This window comes from Rhizobium sp. CFBP 13644 (genome assembly GCF_014842165.1).
GTDB classification, from domain to species: domain Bacteria; phylum Pseudomonadota; class Alphaproteobacteria; order Rhizobiales; family Rhizobiaceae; genus Agrobacterium; species Agrobacterium tumefaciens_C.
The window spans coordinates 214,917-231,558 of record NZ_JACYVF010000004.1 but is presented as its reverse complement, the minus strand read 5'-3'; the positions used below and the strand labels follow the sequence as shown (position 1 = coordinate 231,558).

The 16,642-nt window shown below is 56.7% G+C and carries 14 protein-coding genes; 8 read left to right on the top strand and 6 right to left on the bottom strand.

All coding sequences use genetic code 11. The annotated features are described in order from the left end of the window. The first annotated feature begins 12 nt into the window (after positions 1 to 12). From IFT53_RS13530 to IFT53_RS13500, 7 genes are all read left to right on the top strand, one after another. Positions 13 to 597 (top strand): nicotinate-nucleotide adenylyltransferase, encoded by a 585-nt coding sequence (locus IFT53_RS13530; RefSeq protein ID WP_192065510.1) that lies wholly within the window; start codon positions 13 to 15, stop codon positions 595 to 597. Between the two features lie 76 nt (positions 598 to 673). Next, entirely contained in the window at positions 674 to 1,132 is a 459-nt protein-coding gene (gene rsfS, locus IFT53_RS13525; protein ID WP_409233739.1) for a ribosome silencing factor, read from the top strand. 103 nt (positions 1,133 to 1,235) lie between these two features. Continuing rightward, complete coding sequence (gene rlmH, locus IFT53_RS13520) at positions 1,236 to 1,718, top strand: 23S rRNA (pseudouridine(1915)-N(3))-methyltransferase RlmH (protein ID WP_192065325.1); 483 nt, start codon at positions 1,236 to 1,238, stop codon at positions 1,716 to 1,718. A 196-nt stretch (positions 1,719 to 1,914) separates the two neighbouring features. Next, positions 1,915 to 3,270 carry a murein hydrolase activator EnvC family protein gene (locus IFT53_RS13515; protein ID WP_192065505.1) on the top strand — a complete coding sequence of 452 codons (1,356 nt, stop codon included), beginning with the start codon at positions 1,915 to 1,917 and terminating at the stop codon, positions 3,268 to 3,270. Next, positions 3,260 to 4,588 (top strand): S41 family peptidase, encoded by a 1,329-nt coding sequence (locus IFT53_RS13510; protein WP_192065323.1) that lies wholly within the window; start codon positions 3,260 to 3,262, stop codon positions 4,586 to 4,588. Before IFT53_RS13515 ends, IFT53_RS13510 begins: the two co-directional genes overlap by 11 nt. A 64-nt stretch (positions 4,589 to 4,652) precedes the next feature. Next, on the top strand, positions 4,653 to 5,855 hold the full coding sequence (locus tag IFT53_RS13505) for a divergent polysaccharide deacetylase family protein (protein ID WP_192065321.1): 1,203 nt from the start codon (positions 4,653 to 4,655) through the stop codon (positions 5,853 to 5,855). A gap of 40 nt (positions 5,856 to 5,895) precedes the next feature. Further along, positions 5,896 to 6,408, top strand: a complete 513-nt coding sequence (locus tag IFT53_RS13500; RefSeq protein ID WP_192065319.1) for an RNA pyrophosphohydrolase — start codon at positions 5,896 to 5,898, stop codon at positions 6,406 to 6,408. 54 nt (positions 6,409 to 6,462) lie between these two features. Here IFT53_RS13500 and bfr read toward each other — a convergent pair whose 3' ends face one another. The 4 genes from bfr to IFT53_RS13480 all read right to left on the bottom strand — a co-directional run bounded on the left by bfr (position 6,463) and on the right by IFT53_RS13480 (position 9,453). Beyond that, a complete protein-coding gene (gene bfr, locus IFT53_RS13495; protein WP_042615689.1) occupies positions 6,463 to 6,954 on the bottom strand; it encodes a bacterioferritin in 492 nt (163 codons plus the stop codon). Beyond that, complete coding sequence (locus IFT53_RS13490) at positions 6,920 to 7,231, bottom strand: (2Fe-2S)-binding protein (RefSeq protein WP_082249749.1); 312 nt, start codon at positions 7,229 to 7,231, stop codon at positions 6,920 to 6,922. Before IFT53_RS13490 ends, bfr begins: the two co-directional genes overlap by 35 nt. Positions 7,232 to 7,474: 243 nt before the next feature. Beyond that, the gene (gene phbB / locus IFT53_RS13485; protein WP_192065318.1) at positions 7,475 to 8,200 is read right to left on the bottom strand and encodes an acetoacetyl-CoA reductase; all 726 of its coding nucleotides are present in this window, start codon (positions 8,198 to 8,200) and stop codon (positions 7,475 to 7,477) included. Positions 8,201 to 8,271: 71 nt separating this feature from the next. Then, on the bottom strand, positions 8,272 to 9,453 hold the full coding sequence (locus IFT53_RS13480; protein WP_192065316.1) for an acetyl-CoA C-acetyltransferase: 1,182 nt from the start codon (positions 9,451 to 9,453) through the stop codon (positions 8,272 to 8,274). Between the two features lie 241 nt (positions 9,454 to 9,694). Here IFT53_RS13480 and phaR point away from each other — a divergent pair, with 241 nt between their 5' ends. After that, entirely contained in the window at positions 9,695 to 10,267 is a 573-nt protein-coding gene (phaR, locus tag IFT53_RS13475) for a polyhydroxyalkanoate synthesis repressor PhaR (RefSeq protein ID WP_192065314.1), read from the top strand. Here the strand turns inward: phaR and IFT53_RS13470 are convergent. Together IFT53_RS13470 and IFT53_RS13465 are read right to left on the bottom strand one after the other, a co-directional pair. Continuing rightward, the gene (locus IFT53_RS13470) at positions 10,258 to 11,643 is read right to left on the bottom strand and encodes an MFS transporter (protein ID WP_192065313.1); all 1,386 of its coding nucleotides are present in this window, start codon (positions 11,641 to 11,643) and stop codon (positions 10,258 to 10,260) included. The genes phaR and IFT53_RS13470 overlap by 10 nt on opposite strands. A 70-nt stretch (positions 11,644 to 11,713) precedes the next feature. After that, positions 11,714 to 16,474, bottom strand: a complete 4,761-nt coding sequence (locus tag IFT53_RS13465) for an NAD-glutamate dehydrogenase (protein WP_192065311.1) — start codon at positions 16,472 to 16,474, stop codon at positions 11,714 to 11,716. Positions 16,475 to 16,642: the final 168 nt, after the last annotated feature.

Here is a 16,642-nt window from a genome sequence, read left to right as displayed (position 1 = left end):
CGCTACCTGACCATGCCGCACACCGAGCGCGGCATGGTGATCGGCCTTTTCGGCGGCTCGTTCAACCCACCCCATGCGGGCCATGCGCTGGTGGCAGAAATCGCCTTGCGGCGTCTGGGTCTCGACCAGCTCTGGTGGATGGTCACGCCCGGCAATCCGCTGAAGAACAAGGCCGAGCTGGCGCCTCTGGCAACGCGCATCAAGGCCTGCGAGGCGCTGGTGTCCGATCCGCGCATCAAGATAACAGCCTTCGAGCAATCCTTCGGCGTGACCTATACTGCCAATACCCTTCGGCTCATCAAGGCGAAGAACCCGCTTGCCCGGTTTATCTGGATCATGGGTGCGGATAATCTTCGCAGCTTTCACCGCTGGCAGAACTGGCGCAAGATCGCCGAGACATTTCCCATCGCGGTCATCGACAGGCCGGGCGCCACGCTCGCCTATCTCTCTTCTACGATGGCGCAGGCCTATAGCCAGGCGCGGGTGGATGAAGACGATGCTGGCATTCTGTGGACGAAAACAGCGCCTGCATGGATGTTCATCCATGGTCCGCGCTCCACATTAAGCTCCACGGCACTGCGCAACGCGCAAAGCTGAATAGGCAAATTCTAGCCTTTGCACGCATCTTGAAAAGTTAACGCTTTGATGCCACCTTTATTCTGTGGCGCACAGAATCGCATGCCACAGTATCTGGTTTGTCATTTTGAGAGGAAAACAACTGACAACAGTGCACACCAAGGGAAGAGCTTTCAGCGCTATCCCAAAGAGCATGGAGAGTGGCGTTGATGCCGCCCGTCGTGCCCTCGGAACCGTCCTGACCAGTGTCGAGGACTCCAAAGCAGAAGACGTCGTTTACCTGAACATTGCCGGAAAATCGGCGCTTGCGGACTACATGGTTGTGGTTTCCGGGCGATCGAACAGGCATGTCTCGGCGATTTGTGATCACCTCATGTCCGATCTGAAGGATGAGGGCTTCGGTCACTCGCGCGTCGAGGGTCTGGAAAACGGCGACTGGGTTGTGATCGACGCCGGCGACGTCATCATTCACGTGTTTCGTCCCGAAGTCCGGGCGTTCTACAACATCGAAAAGATGTGGGCCGCTCCCGATATCGAGGAAGAAACGCTGCATTGATGCGACCTTGCATCTGGTGCCGACGCATCACTGCATAGGAATTCGCTGATCATCCTGATATGAGCGCAAACCACAAGGTTTGCGACAAGGATGGATGTGGACAATGCGAATCTCGATTTTTGCGGTGGGACGGCTTAAATCCGGCCCTGAAAAGGATCTTGCGTCCCGATATCTCGACCGTTTTGCAAAGACCGGCCCGGCCATCGGGCTGGAATTCTCGCGGATGATCGAGGTGGCCGAAAGCCGCTCATCGAATGCCGATACCCGTAAACGCGAAGAAGCGGCCATGCTCGAAAAGCATCTGGCCGATGGGGCCGTGCTTGTTCTGCTCGACGAACGGGGAAAGGCCTTGGACAGTCCGGCTTTTGCGGAGATGTTCGGAAACCTTAGGGATAGCGGCAAGCGCGATCTGGTGATCGCGATCGGTGGTGCCGATGGTCTGGATCCCTCCCTGTATGAGAGAGCAACAGCCACTCTGTGCCTTGGCAAACTCACCTGGCCGCACCAGTTGGTGCGCATCCTCATCGCAGAACAGCTTTACCGCGCAGTGACAATTCTGTCAGGCCACCCCTATCACCGCGTATAATCCCTTGTCTTGCCCATCACATAAAAGCGCACGCATCCGTTCCGGTCATCTTCTCGCCCTCCCATACGTGTTGATTGGCGAAACGCCGCGAAGCAGCGTATGGTCATCCATCTTTCGACGGTTCACATATTTCATGATCAAGAGCGGCAGCAACACCAGATGGACGACCCTTTCGGGCGCGCTTCTTGCTGCCTGCATGGTCGCTTCCCACGCGCTCACGCCTGCATTGGCGCAGGACGCAGCGGTTCCGGAAACCGCTCCACCCACCCTTGCGCAGACCCCCACTCCGCAGGAAGAACTGGACAAGCTCGAGCAACGCCGCGACCAGAATCGTCAGGATCTGCAAGAACTCGTTGATAATATCGGCCTTTCCGAAGACAAATCCCGCCAGCTTCAGGACAGTATTGCGGCTCTCAACCAGGACACGGCGCGGATCAAGGCCGAGCTGATCGCCTCGGCGGCCCGCCGCAAGGACCTAGAAGACAAGATCAGGGATGGTGAGGACAGGCTTGCCAAGCTTGGCGTGCGTGAAGATGCGGCCAAGGCATCGCTCCGAGAGCGGCGCGGTGTTCTCGCCGAAGTGCTGGCCGCCCTTCAGCGCATGGGCCGCAACCCACCCCCTGCCCTCCTCGTTTCGCCTGAAGATGCGCTGGCATCCGTTCGCAGCGCTATTCTGTTGGGGGCCGTCGTTCCCGGCATTCGCTCCGAAACGGAGAAGCTCGTGTCTGCTCTCAAAGAGTTGACTGACCTGCGCCTCGCCATCGCCAGCGAAAAACAGCAGCTGACCGACACGATGACGGCGAGCCTTGAGGAAGAAAAGCGGCTCGATCTGCTGCGGCTCGAAAACGAAAAGCGCAACACCCAGACCGCGAGCGATCTGGAAGCAGAACGCAAACGTTCTGAAGAACTTGCGAGCCGGGCAACGAGCCTGGAAGGCCTGGTATCGTCGCTCGAAAACGAGATTTCCTCGGTGCGTGAAACCAAGGAAAAACAGCGGCTGGAAGAAGAGCGCCTGGCCGCACTTTCGCAAGCTGAACGTGACAAGGTGCAGGCCGATACCGAGGCTGGAACGCCTGATAAAAACCGCATTGCGCCCGCATATCCGTTTTCAAGTTTGAAGGGCAAGCTGGCCATGCCGGTTTCCGGTGACGTGCTGCGACGGTTCGGCGATGCTGACGGTACGGGGCATTTCTCGAAGGGAATTGTCGTTGCGACTGGCCCGGAAGCACTGGTGACAGCACCGGCAGATGGCTTTGTCGTTTTTGCCGGTGAGTTCCGCAGTTATGGCCGCATGATTATTCTGAACGCCGGTGACGGTTACCATCTGGTGCTGACAGGCATGGACAATGTGAGGACGAGGCAGGGCATGTTTGTGTTCTCTGGCGAACCCATTGCCTCCATGGGTGCAAAAAGAGTGGCAAGTGCTACCGCATTGGCGCTGGAAACTGACAAGCCGACGCTTTACATTGAATTCAGGAAAGACGGTGTGCCGGTTGATTCTCAACCATGGTGGACCGCAAAAAATACCGGAAGGGCGCGCAATGATTCGTAAGGCTTCACTTCTCCTCATCGGTGGACTTATGGGTGCCACAGCGATGAGCGTCATCTATTCGGCAAGCATGCCGGCACAGGCTGCCGGTCCTTCTACTTACAAGGAGCTGTCGATTTTTGGTGACGTGTTTGAGCGCGTGCGCGCGCAATATGTGACGCCTCCCGATGACAAGAAACTGGTTGAGAATGCCATCAACGGCATGTTGAGCTCGCTTGATCCGCATTCCAGCTTTCTGAATGCGCAGGACGCAACCGACATGCGCTCCCAGACCAAGGGTGAGTTTGGCGGTCTCGGCATCGAAGTCACCATGGAAAACGAGTTGGTCAAGGTCATCTCGCCAATGGATGACACCCCTGCTGCCAAGGCAGGCATTTTGGCCGGTGACTTCATCTCCGAGATTGATGGTCAGCCCGTGCGCGGTCTGAAACTCGAAGAAGCTGTCGAAAAGATGCGCGGCGCGGTCAAGACGCCCATCAAGCTGACCATTATCCGCCAGGGCGCAGACAAGCCGCTCGATATCACCGTGATGCGTGAAATCATTGCCGTTCGCGCCGTGAAATCCCGTGTCGAGGGTGGCGATGTTGGTTATCTACGTGTCATCTCCTTCACCGAAAAGACCTATGACGACCTCGAAAAGGCGATCAAGAAGATCAAGCAGGATGTGCCGGCTGACAAGCTGAAGGGCTACGTGCTTGACCTGCGCCTCAACCCGGGCGGATTGCTGGACCAGGCGATCAACGTCTCCGACGCCTTCCTTGAGCGTGGAGAAGTCGTGTCCACACGCGGTCGTAACCCTGAAGAAACGCGCCGCTTCAACGCAACGGCTGGCGATCTGACCGATGGCAAGCCGGTCATCGTTCTCGTCAACGGTGGTTCTGCTTCTGCTTCTGAAATCGTGGCCGGTGCCCTTCAGGATCTGCGACGTGCAACCGTTCTGGGAACCCGTTCCTTCGGCAAGGGTTCGGTCCAGACCATCATCCCGCTGGGTGATACAGGCGCGCTTCGCCTGACGACCGCGCTTTATTACACGCCATCGGGCAAGTCCATTCAGGGTACGGGCATTACACCTGATATCAAGGTGGATCAACCTCTGCCGCCGGAATTGCAGGGTCGTGTGCGAGCGGAAGGCGAATCCAGCCTGCGGGGCCACATTCAGGGCCAGAGCGAAACGGAAGAAGGTTCTGGCTCGGTTGCCTATGTGCCACCGGAAGCCAAGGACGATATTCAGCTGAACTATGCGCTGGATCTCTTCCACGGCACCAAGACCGACCCTTCATACCCGCCAAATCCTGAAAAGGCGGTCGTCAACAAGCAGTAAGGCCTTGAGGCATCGCAATCGTTGATGCCTTCCCGGCTGCACGCAGTCAATCACGGATAGATCATTGCCTTCAGACCTGCGCAAACCGCTTATGGGTCAACGTAAAAAGAAAAGCGCTGGGTCGTTCCGGCGCTTTTCTGCGCTTGCGGCCATGGTCCTGCTCGGCGTTGGCGGCATAGGCGGCCTGTCCGTCTACACGGCTCTCTCTCCCGGTAATATGAAGAGCAACTCGACTGCGCCCAATGTGGAACTGAGCGACGCTGCACCGCCACTTCAGACAACAGAGCCAACCGCCCCGCAAACAGACGTGGACGGTACGCTTCTGACGCAGAGCGGCCGGTCCGGTGCGAATATCCAGCGAAACGAAATGGACGACGGCAACGTCGTCTCGGTCTACTCACCACGCGACCGCGGTACCGACGGGCCGGTGCTGATGACGGGCCAGACCTATGGGCAGGACCCTCGCATGGCGGCCCAGCCCAATGAGGAACTGCTGGAGGATTCCGCATTCGGCAGACTTCCGAAGGTCGGCCCTGATGGCCTGCGCCCCCTAGAGCAATATGCGCGGCCATGGTCGGGCGCCAGAGGCACACGCATCGCGATTGTCGTTGGCGGACTGGGGCTGAGCCAGACCGGCACGCAGAAGGCTATCAGGGACTTGCCTGCGGACATTACGCTCGGATTTGCGACAAGCGGAAACAGCCTGCAACGATGGATGCAGGAAGGCCGCCGCAAAGGCCACGAGATCCTGCTTCAGATCCCCTTCGAGCCCTTCGGCTATTCCGGCACCAATCCGGGGCCGGACACATTGCTGGTTGCTGGGCCTGCCAAGCTCAATCTGGAGCGATTGCACCGCTCGATGGCGAAGATCACCAATTACACCGGCATCATGAACTATCTCGGCGGACGCTTCATGGCAGACGAAAAAGCGCTAGAGCCTGTCATGTCCGATATCGGCAAGCGGGGCCTGCTGTTCCTGGATGATGGCTCCTCCGCCCAGTCGAAAAGCACGCCACTTGCCAAGGCCCAGTCCGTCGCGGCAGGCTTTGCGGATCTGCAACTGGATGACCAGGTCAACGAAGCCGCGATTTTGCGAAAGCTTGATGATCTGGAACGCATCGCACGGAGAAATGGTTCTGCCATCGGAGTGGCCTCGGCCTTTGATGAAAGCGTTGCAGCCATTGCCAAATGGTCCGTCGAAGCGTCCGGGCGCGGCATCGAAATCGTCGGCGTTTCAGCTCTTGTCATGGACAAGACAGCCCCTTAGTTCTTGAGGCCAACAGCACTCTGTTCATCAAAGGTCTAAAATGACGGTCAAAGCGGAAGATCTTCCCTACCGCCCCTGCGCGGGCATCATGGTTCTGAATGCTGAAGGGCTTGTCTGGGCCGGACGGCGCACCTCCGAAGGCAATTCCGAATTCGATGGTTCGCCGCAGCTCTGGCAGATGCCGCAAGGCGGCATAGATGACGGCGAGAAGCCGCTTCTGGCGGCCATCCGCGAACTCTACGAAGAGACCGGCATGAAAACCGTGTCGCTGCTGGCAGAGGCAAGCGACTGGATTCACTATGATTTACCGCCGCAACTGATCGGCATCGGGCTTAGAGGAAAGTATCGCGGCCAGGCACAGCGCTGGTTTGCGTTCCGTTTCGAGGGCGACGAAAGCGAAATTCAGATCAATCCACCACCGACAGGCCATGAGCCGGAATTCGATGCCTGGGAATGGAAGCCAATGGAAAGCTTGCCGGATCTCATCGTGCCCTTCAAGCGCGGTGTCTACGAACAGGTCGTTGCTCAGTTCAGGCATCTGGCACCGAAATAAACAAAGCAAAAAGGCGGCACGAATGCCGCCTTTTTCAATTCCAGTCTGTTTCGCTTACTCGGACTCTGCAGCGTCTGCGGAGTCGGCATTCAGCTGGCCGTACTTGGCTTCGCCGATCTTGTTCAGAAGCTCAAGCTGGGTTTCGAGGAAGTCAATGTGACCTTCTTCGTCGATCAGCAGGGTTTCGAACAGCTTCATCGAAACATAGTCGCCAGCCTCGTGACAGATCTCACGGGACTTCTTGTATGCGGCGCGGGCATCATATTCACCGGCGAGATCCGCTTCCAGAACTTCCTTAACGTTCTGACCGATGCGCAAAGGCGCAACCGTCTGAAGGTTCGGGTGGCCTTCGAGGAAGATGATGCGATCGATGATCTTGTCAGCGTGCTGCATCTCTTCGATGGACTCGGCACGCTCTTTCTTGGCGAGCTTTGTATAGCCCCAATCGTTCAGCAAGCGGTAATGCAGCCAGTACTGGTTGACTGCGCCGAGCTCGAGGAAAAGTGCCTCGTTAAGCTGCTCGATGACTCTTTTGTCGCCTTTCAATGTCCGCTCTCCTGTTGTCTTCATGCAATTGTCTCAGGCGGGACATAAAATCAAAAACATCGGCTTCCGTCGAGTGGCGACGTGCATGATATTCTTCCGTGGTCCTGATAATCAGTTCAACAACGGTCGGGAAGCAGCCACAGCAACGACCACGTTTGGCCATAGCGTGATACACTTTGGACGGCACGATAAGCTGCCAACAGTCTTCATCGAGCATCTCGTTGATGACATCGCGAATGTCGTTGTCGGTGATGTAGTTACAGCTGCAAACGAGCATGGTTCTTTGCCTGTATGACGCAACACGTTGTTTTCATTCTTAAACCAAAACAGGATAGTGAGTGTCAAGAAAAAGATGCGATGCGTCGCCCGCGATATATTAGAACTATTCCAAACTAAACGAAAATTATCGTGTTTTCATTAGGTTAGCGTTCTCTACAGAACAAATTTCCACACTCAATTTTTTGTCAACCGACCCATTGCACCGCGCACGCGATCACGAAAAGTTTACTGAACATGCACCTTACGTGAAATACTGACCGCCATTCGCCGTCAACGTCGAACCTGTGATGAAACCAGAACTGTCAGCCGCCAGAAACAGCGCGCAGCGAGCAATCTCTTCCGGCTCACCAAGCCGACCGACGGGTATCTGCGGCAGGATGCGCTCGTTCAACACGTTCTCAGGGATCGCCCGCACCATCTCCGTTCCGATATAGCCAGGGCAGATCGCGTTCACGGTGATGTTTCGCGCCGCGCCTTCCTGCGCCAGCGCCTTGGTCAGTCCAAGATCACCGGCCTTGGCGGCCGAGTAATTGGCCTGTCCAGCCTGACCTTTCTGCCCGTTGATCGATGAAATATTGACGATGCGGCCAAAACCGCGCTCGCGCATACCGGGCCATATAGGATGCGTCATGTTAAACACGCCGGTCAGATTGGTATCGAGCACCTCGCGCCACTGCTGCGGTGTCATCTTGTGAAACATCGCGTCGCGGGTGATGCCCGCATTGTTGACAAGCACCTCTATCGGACCGAGATCGCTTTCAACCTGCGCGATGCCGGCAACACAGGCATCGTAATCGCGGATATCCCAGCAATAGGCAGGAATGCCGGTCTCGCTGCGAAACTGTGCGGCGCGCGCCTCCGTGAAAGCGTAATTCACCGCGACCTTATAGCCTTCGGCATGAAACGCCTTGGCAATCGCCGCACCAATTCCGCTTGTCCCGCCTGTTATCAAAGCAACCCGGCTCATCTCAAGGCCTCCCCTATTTCATTGCGTCAGCCTTTAGATATGCCAAGATGGCATTTCGATGATCGAAGGGATCAGAGACCTTCGAGGCACATGGCGATACCCATGCCGCCACCGATGCACAGTGTCACCAAACCTTTTTTTGCACTGCGGCGCTTCATCTCGAAAAGAAGCGTGTTGAGCACGCGTGCGCCGGATGCACCGATCGGGTGGCCGATGGCAATCGCACCGCCATTGACGTTGACGATCTCTGGATTAAGCCCCAGATCCCGCACCACCGCACAGGATTGCGCCGCAAACGCTTCATTCGCCTCGACAAGATCAAGATCTGAGACAGACCAACCGGCCTTTGACAGCGCTTTGCGCGATGCCGGAATGGGGCCTGTGCCCATGATCTGCGGATCGACACCGGCTGTGGCCCAAGAGGCGATGCGCGCCAGGGGTTGCAGGCCGCGCCGCGTTGCTTCCGCCTCACTCATAAGCAAAACGGCAGCTGCCCCGTCGTTCAAGCCAGAAGCGTTGCCAGCAGTAACCGTACCTTCCTTGTCGAAGGCAGGGCGAAGTTTCGCCATGGTGTCGACTGTGGCACCAGCGCGGATATATTCGTCGGCATCAACCGTCACATCAGCCTTGCGGCCCTTGATGATGAACGGAACGATCTCATCTGCAAAACGCCCGGCAGACTGCGCAGCCTCCGCACGGTTTTGAGAGGTCACGGCAAATTCGTCCTGTTCATCACGCGAAAGCTGCCACTGACGGGCAATGTTTTCTGCGGTTATTCCCATGTGATAGCCGTAGAAGGCATCCGTCAGGCCATCTTTCAACATGGTGTCCACCATCTTGAAATCACCCATTTTCACGCCGCCACGCAGATGTGCACAATGCGGTGCCATGGACATGGATTCCTGCCCACCCGCCACAATGATGGATGCGTCGCCCGTGGCGATCTGCTGCATCCCCAGCGCCACTGCACGCAGGCCAGAACCGCACAGCTGGTTGATGCCGAATGCCGTGGCTTCCTGCGGAATACCAGCCTTCATCGCGGCCTGGCGGGCCGGGTTCTGTCCTTCGCCCGCGGCAAGCACTTGCCCGAGAATGACTTCATCCACCTCGCTTGGCGCTACCCCCGCCCGCTCCAGCGCGGCCTTGATCACCGCAGCACCCAGCTCATGAGCCGGTGTGTTCGCGAAGCTGCCATTGAACGAGCCCACTGCCGTGCGTGCTGCAGCAACGATGACGATTGAAGTCGAAGTCATGTCGTAGATCTCCCATTTGCGGCGCAAGATAGTCAAAGCTTGGAGGTCAAGTCAAACCATCTCGGCATTGCAACCTTCCAGCCAATCCCTCACCGTGAGAGAGCGCAAATGCTGCGCAAAAAAAGTGACTGCTGCAACGCACAAAACGTTTGTCAGTCCGGTTGAATTGAGCATAACTTAAAAGCGGGAAGAGCAAAAAAGCATTATAAGAAGAAAATACCAGGATCGCGAGGAGGCGAGCATGGCCAAGCACAGCGGCGAGACCGTTATCAAGAAATATGCCAACCGGCGGCTCTACAATACCGGAACCAGCACCTATGTGACACTTGAAGACCTGGCCAAGATGGTCAAGCGCGGCGAAGAGTTCAAGGTTCAGGATGCCAAGACCTCGGAAGACATTACCCACGCCGTCCTGACGCAGATCATCATGGAGCAGGAAGGCAAGACCGGCAACACGCTGTTGCCAACGGCGTTTCTACGCCAGCTCATTTCCTATTATGGCGACCAGATGCAGATGGTGGTGCCAACCTTTCTCGAGCACTCCATGAAGACGTTTTCCGAACAGCAAACCCAGATGCAGGAGCATATGGGAAAAGCCTTCGGTGATACATCGTCGAAAAATTTCGCCACGCCATTCGGCTTCATGGAAGAACAGATCAAGCGCAACACCGAGCTTTTCCGTCAGGCCATGCAGGTGTTTACGCCATTTCCCATGCCTGCGGCCCCTGCAGAAAACAAGAAACCGGACGCCTCAGAAATCAATGAGCTGAAGGCACAATTGCGCTCGCTTCAGACCAAGCTCGATCAGCTTTGAGCGACTTCTGATCTTTCGGGAACACGCAGCAGCAACAGGAAGCCCGCGCCCAGAAAAATCGTGAGCGTCGCCATGCCCAAATGGGCCGAACCGCTGACATAGGTGACGATAGAAAAAGACAGCGTCGCCATGAAGCTCGTGGCGCGACCGGACAGCGCATAAATCCCGAAATAACGGCCAGCCTCGGCAACCGTCACATTGCGCGAGAGATATGACCGTGACGAGGCCTGAACCGGACCAAACGCAATGCCGATGAGGATGCCATAAAAGAGATAGGCCTTTTCAGCAGAACTCGAAAACAGCCCTTCCGTGCTGGACACCGGAAGAGCCAGCAGACCGAACAGGGTCGAATCCGTATAGGTCGAGACGATGCCAAAGGTTGCCACCAGCAACAGCGCAAGGCTGATAAGCACCGTGTTGCGCGAACCCAGACGCTGATCGACAAGCCCTGCGGCAATGCAACTGCCAATCGCCACGATGTTGAGAATGATCCCGTAAATTCCGATCTCGAGCGTACCCCAGCCGAACAGGCCCGCAGCGAAGGCGCCGCCAAGGATCAGCACGCCATTGACGCCATCCTGATAGAGCATCCGCGCGATCAGAAACCGCGTGATGGCAGGACGACCTTTCAACTCCCTGAGCGTCGCTTTCAGTTCCGTGAGTCCAGAGTGAACCGCTCTACCGAGCGGCAGGCCCTTCTTGACGTCAGGCGTGAACAAAAACATCGGCAAAATGAACACGAGATACCAGAGCGCCGAAATGGGGCCCGTGATGCGCGCATCTTCGCCAGCCGCCGGATCAAGCCCGAACAGGGGCGGAATGCCGAGGATCGTGACATTACTGTTGGGTGCAGCCGCCAGAAACAACACGACGAAGATCAGAACCACCATGCCGCCCAGATATCCAAGACCCCAGGCCGTATTGGAAATGCGCCCGACGTTTTCGGGCGTGGTCAGACGCGGCATCATGGAATCGTTGAAGACGATGGAAAATTCGGCAGCGATGGACGCCACGATCATGAAGGTGACAGGCCAGATTACGGCTGATCCGGGTGCGGCAAACCACAACATAGCAAGGCTCGCGATCTTCAGCGTCGCAAAGAAAGCGATCCATGGTTTTCGAGAGCCGGATTGGTCGGCGATGGAACCGAGGATAGGCGAGAAAATGGCGATGATGATCGACGAGATCGTCGCCATATTGCTCCAGGTCGTCTGCGCAGAGATCGGGTCATCTGTCAGCCGGGCAACGAAATAGGGGCCGAAAATGAAGGTGGTGACGACGGTGAAAAAGGGTTGGGCTGCCCAGTCGAACAGCATCCAGCCCCATATGCCACGCTTTGTCACGGTTTGGCCGGTCGCAAGGGAAGATGAGGCCATACGTCACCCTTTCGGCCATGGAATGGTCTGGTCTGCCCGGCCACGAAGCCGGGCAGTTCTGCACCTGATGTCAGACGCTACGAGCCTGGACTATATCTGAAAGCAATCCGGCAGCAACTGTCAGACGGGCAAGGTTGGTCTCGCCGCTGTCGCTGAGAGCGCTCAACTCCGAGACGATGCGGTTGACCCGAACGCGGTCGGCGGCATACCACGCCTGTACCGGGTTCTTTTCCTTCGCGTATTCGGTCATCGCGGAAATGACGATGCGAAGGCGCGACGATGCGATCTGATCCTGGCTGCGCAGCAGAGCAAGGCTTTCATAATGGTCCGCAGGCGTAACCCGCTGCCCAGCATCCAGAAGCTTCGCCACACGGAACGTGGCAGATACGGCAGCATAGCTTTCGGCTGCACGGGCAAGGCTTGTGTCTGCCCGCTCGGCAATCAGCATGATTTCCGGCACATAGACCAAGAGCGACAGCGTTTCCAGATCGCGGATCAAAGCGGGCTCGACGCCCTCGATCTCGCTGAAACCAAGCTCCTCCTTATACTTGGCCGCACCTGGAACAAGCGTATGGATTGCTGCTTTCAACCGCTCGATTTCATCGGCCATAGAACCTGCAGCCGATGTCGTCTGGAGGTAGAGCCGTGTCGCATCGGTGAATATTCGGGCGACATCCGCGTAAAGACTGTTCTGCACCGCGCCGGAAATTTTGCCGTCGAGCTTGTCGATCTCGCTCCACAGACGCTTCAGGCCAAAGCCGTCTTCGACGATCATAGCAGCCTTGACGACCGTGGGTGCCAACAGTCCGCTGGCATCGACCAGTTTCTGGACAAAGCCCGGACCGCCGCGATTGACAACCTGGTTGGCGAGCGATGTCGCAACAATTTCGCGGTGCAGACGATGGTTGGTAATATCGCCCGCATAAGTCTTCTGCATCTTGCTGGGGAAATAATCCCTTAAGAGATGCTGGAGATAGGGCTCATCCGGCAAGGTGCTCGCCACCAGCGTATCGAACAGGGTCAGCTTGGCGTAGGAAAGAAGAACACCGATTTCAGGCCGGGTCAGCGGCTTGCCGGTTGCGTAACGCTCAGTGAATTCCGCATCATTCGGCAGGGTTTCGACCCGCCGGTTCAACAGACCCGCCGTTTCCAACGCGCCCATCAGGCGGCCAAGTTCCTCACCATTTTCCGTGCCGCGACGTTCGGTCAGCGATATGGCAAGCGATTGAAGATAGTTGTTGCGCAACACCAGATGCCCGACATCCGTCGTCATGGAAGACAGCAGCTGATTGCGCTTGGGCAAGGTCAGACGCCCGTCATTGACCGGAGATGACAAAGCGATCTTGATATTGACCTCGACGTCGGAGGAATTCACACCAGCCGAGTTGTCGATGGCGTCGGAATTGCATCGGCCACCTGAAAGCGCATAGGCAATACGGGCTTTCTGCGTGATGCCGAGATTGGCGCCTTCACCGATCACCTTGGCGCGAACCTCGGTCGCGTTGACGCGGATCGGATCATTTGCGCGGTCACCCACCTCTGCATTGGTTTCCACTGCAGCTTTCACATAGGTGCCGATGCCTCCAAACCAGAGAAGATCGACGGGTGCCTTCAGGATCGCCGTCATGATTTCAAATGGCGTCGCCACGGATTTGTCGATGCCGATGGCGGCAACCGCCTCCGGCGTCAGTGTCACCGATTTTTCCGAGCGGGAAATAATCATCGCACCTTCAGACAAAGCCGACCGATCATAATCCTGCCAGCTGGAGCGCGGCAGGTCGAACAGGCGTTTACGCTCGGCAAAGGACTTGTCCGTATCGGGCGTTGGATCGATGACGATATCGCGGTGATCGAAAGCCGCGATCAGCTCGATCTTTTCCGATAGCAACATGCCGTTGCCGAACACGTCGCCAGACATGTCACCCACGCCAACCACCTTGAATGGCGTTGTCTGGATGTCGGTATCCATTTCGCGGAAATGCCGCTTCACGGTTTCCCAGGCGCCGCGGGCGGTAATGCCCATTTTCTTGTGGTCGTAGCCGGCAGAGCCGCCTGAGGCAAAGGCATCATCCAGCCAGAAGCCGGCCTCGCGAGCCAAGCCATTTGCGGTATCGGAGAAGGTTGCCGTTCCCTTGTCGGCTGCGACGACGAAATAGGGATCGTCACCATCCAGCCGCAACGTGTCGGCAGGGGCGACGATATCATCGCCGACAATATTGTCGGTAATGGACAGCAGCGTGCGAATATAGGTCTTGTAGGCTTCCTTGCCCGCGTTAAAGACCTCATCGCGGTTACCGCCAACCGGCAAGGTTTTCGGATAGAATCCACCCTTGGCACCCACAGGCACGATCACCGCATTCTTGACCTGCTGCGCCTTGACCAGACCAAGCACCTCGGTGCGATAATCCTGTCCGCGATCCGACCAGCGAAGCCCGCCGCGGGCTACCTTGCCAAACCGCAGATGGACACCTTCGACCTCCGTGCCGTAAACGAAGATTTCACGGAAGGGCCGTGGATCCGGCAAACCATCCAGAAGTTTCGGATCGAACTTGAAGGCCAGCATCGCCTTTGGCGAACCATCCTCATTGCGCTGGAAATAATTGGTGCGCAGCGTCGCATCCACGGCATTGACGTAGCGGCGAAGTGTCCGGTCCTCATCCAGATTAGGAACGCCTGAAAGTGCGGCCTCAATCGACTTGTGCAGATCAGACAGCTTGCGAAGCCTTGGCTTGTCGCCGACTTTGGGGTCGAAGCCGAAAGAAAACAGCTCGAAAATCTTCACGGCAATCGCTGGATATTTGAACAGCGTTTCTGAAATATGCTCCTGCGAGTAGACAATACCCGTCTGGCGCAAATAGCGAGCATAGGCGCGCAGGACCGACACTTCGCGCACGCTGAGGCCAGCGGCGACGATCAGCCGGTTGAAATTGTCATTGTCGACAGTGCCATCGAAGGCGGCCAGAAATGCTTCTTCAAGCCGTGGCCCGTAAACCGAAAGATCAAGCTTGACCCCCGGCTGCACCTGCAATTCCATATCATGCAGCACAATGGATCTGGTCTCATCTGGAGATATGACACCAATATCGAACGTACGTTCGCTAATAACGCTGAAACCCAGATTCTCAAGCAAAGGCACACGTCGTGAAAGCGGCAGATGGCCATCTCGGTGAAAAATCTTCAGCGAAAGCACACCTTCAGCCTGGGTGTCGCGCCGGTAGAACTCGATACGCACCGGCTCACCGCCAGCGGTTGCGGCAATATCCGGCAGATCGATGATCGCCTCATCAGGCGTAAAGGCTTCCTGATAGGCCTGATCGACATCCAGAACGGGCGAACCGACGGGAGAAAGGGCCACGAAATGGTCGGTCCACCGTGCTGCGATATCGCTGACGGCGTCTTCGAGTTTATCCTGCGCCACACGCGGCGTCTTGCCATTGGTGCGCCCGACGATGAAGTGGACCCGCGCCACAGCACCCTCGGGAAATGCCGGGTAATAGGCCGAGATATGGCCATCATAAATCTGCGAGAGATACTCGCCCATTTTTTCGCGCACGTAGGAATTATACTCTTCGCGTGGCACGAAAATGATGACCGACACGAACCGGTCAAAGCGGTCGATGCGTGGCAGCACCCGGACGCGGGGTCTGTCACTCAGCTCCATGATCTGCTCGATGAAGCGGATCAGAAGATCGGCATCGATCTGGAAAAGATCGTCACGCGGATAGGATTCCAGCGTGTTGTGCAAAATCCGGCCCGAGTGGCTGTTGGGATCAAAATCGAAATGATCCTCAACTTCGGCCACTTTCGCACGCAGAAGCGGGATCTGCTTGACGGAATGCGTATAGGCGGTGGCGGTGAAAAGGCCGACGATGCGTAATTCGCCGACGACATTGCCATCCTCATCGAAACGCTTGATGCCGATATAATCCATATAGGCGCGACGGTGGACGATGGATTTGACATTGGCTTTGGTCACGATCAGGAAATCGGGGCCATCAAGGAAGGCGAGAATTTCTGGCGTCGTGGTGACAGCATCCTTGCCAAGACGCAACACCCGGACATTCGGGTCCGTCAGCGTACCAAGACCACTGCCCTCGCCGCGCTCGACCTTGGCATCGTTGCCCGTGCCGGAATAGCTGTAGTCGCGCATGCCAAGGAACGTGAAGTTATCGTTGCGCAACCACTCCAGAAACGCGACGGCTTCGTTGCGCCCGGTTTTACGACGGCTGGGACCACGCTCCTGCAGCTCCGTCAGCGCCTCGTCCAGCTTGGCAATCATCGGTTTCCAGTCGGTGAAGGCCGACTGAACCTGAGACAGCACAAACAGCAGACGCTCCGTCAGCGCCTCGGCTGCCTGCGAGGCGATCGGCGCGATATGGATCTGGATGAGGCTGATATTGTCATGGGGCGCGTCAAGTTCGGAATCGGCGAGACGATAACCGCCGGCTGCGGCGGCATCGGCAACCAGAATAGGGTGGACGGCGAGAAAAAGGCTACGGTAGCTGCTCGTTACCTCACCCATGACACTGTCATAGAGGAAAGGCATGTTGCGACCGATAATGGTCAGAATAGAGACAGGATTGTCGCGCGGAGAAACACCCTCTACTTCGGAAATGCCAATATAGGGCTTGTCTTTCGTCCAGCGGGACAATTCATCCCGCGTGTGCTGGGCTGCTGATGCCAGCATTTCAGGCGAATAATATTGTATATCATCTGAACTTGCGCGGCCAAAAACTGCCTCTGGGTCTAGAAATGGCTTACCGGACATCTCCGCCAAAATTCTGGTCTTTTCGAGTTTTTTGTCGCGTTTTGGATTGTTCCGGTAGCCCATTTTGTCTTTTTCCTCCCAAAGGGTGAAGTTTTATCAATGAAAACAGAAAAAATCGTCATTTTCACAAATTCGAATCGGATATTGGCGCGGAATTATGAAGAGTTTAAGTGGCAATCTTTACTTTAAGCGCCGCGCCCGAATTTTATTCGATTGAAATCTGCCGGGCGC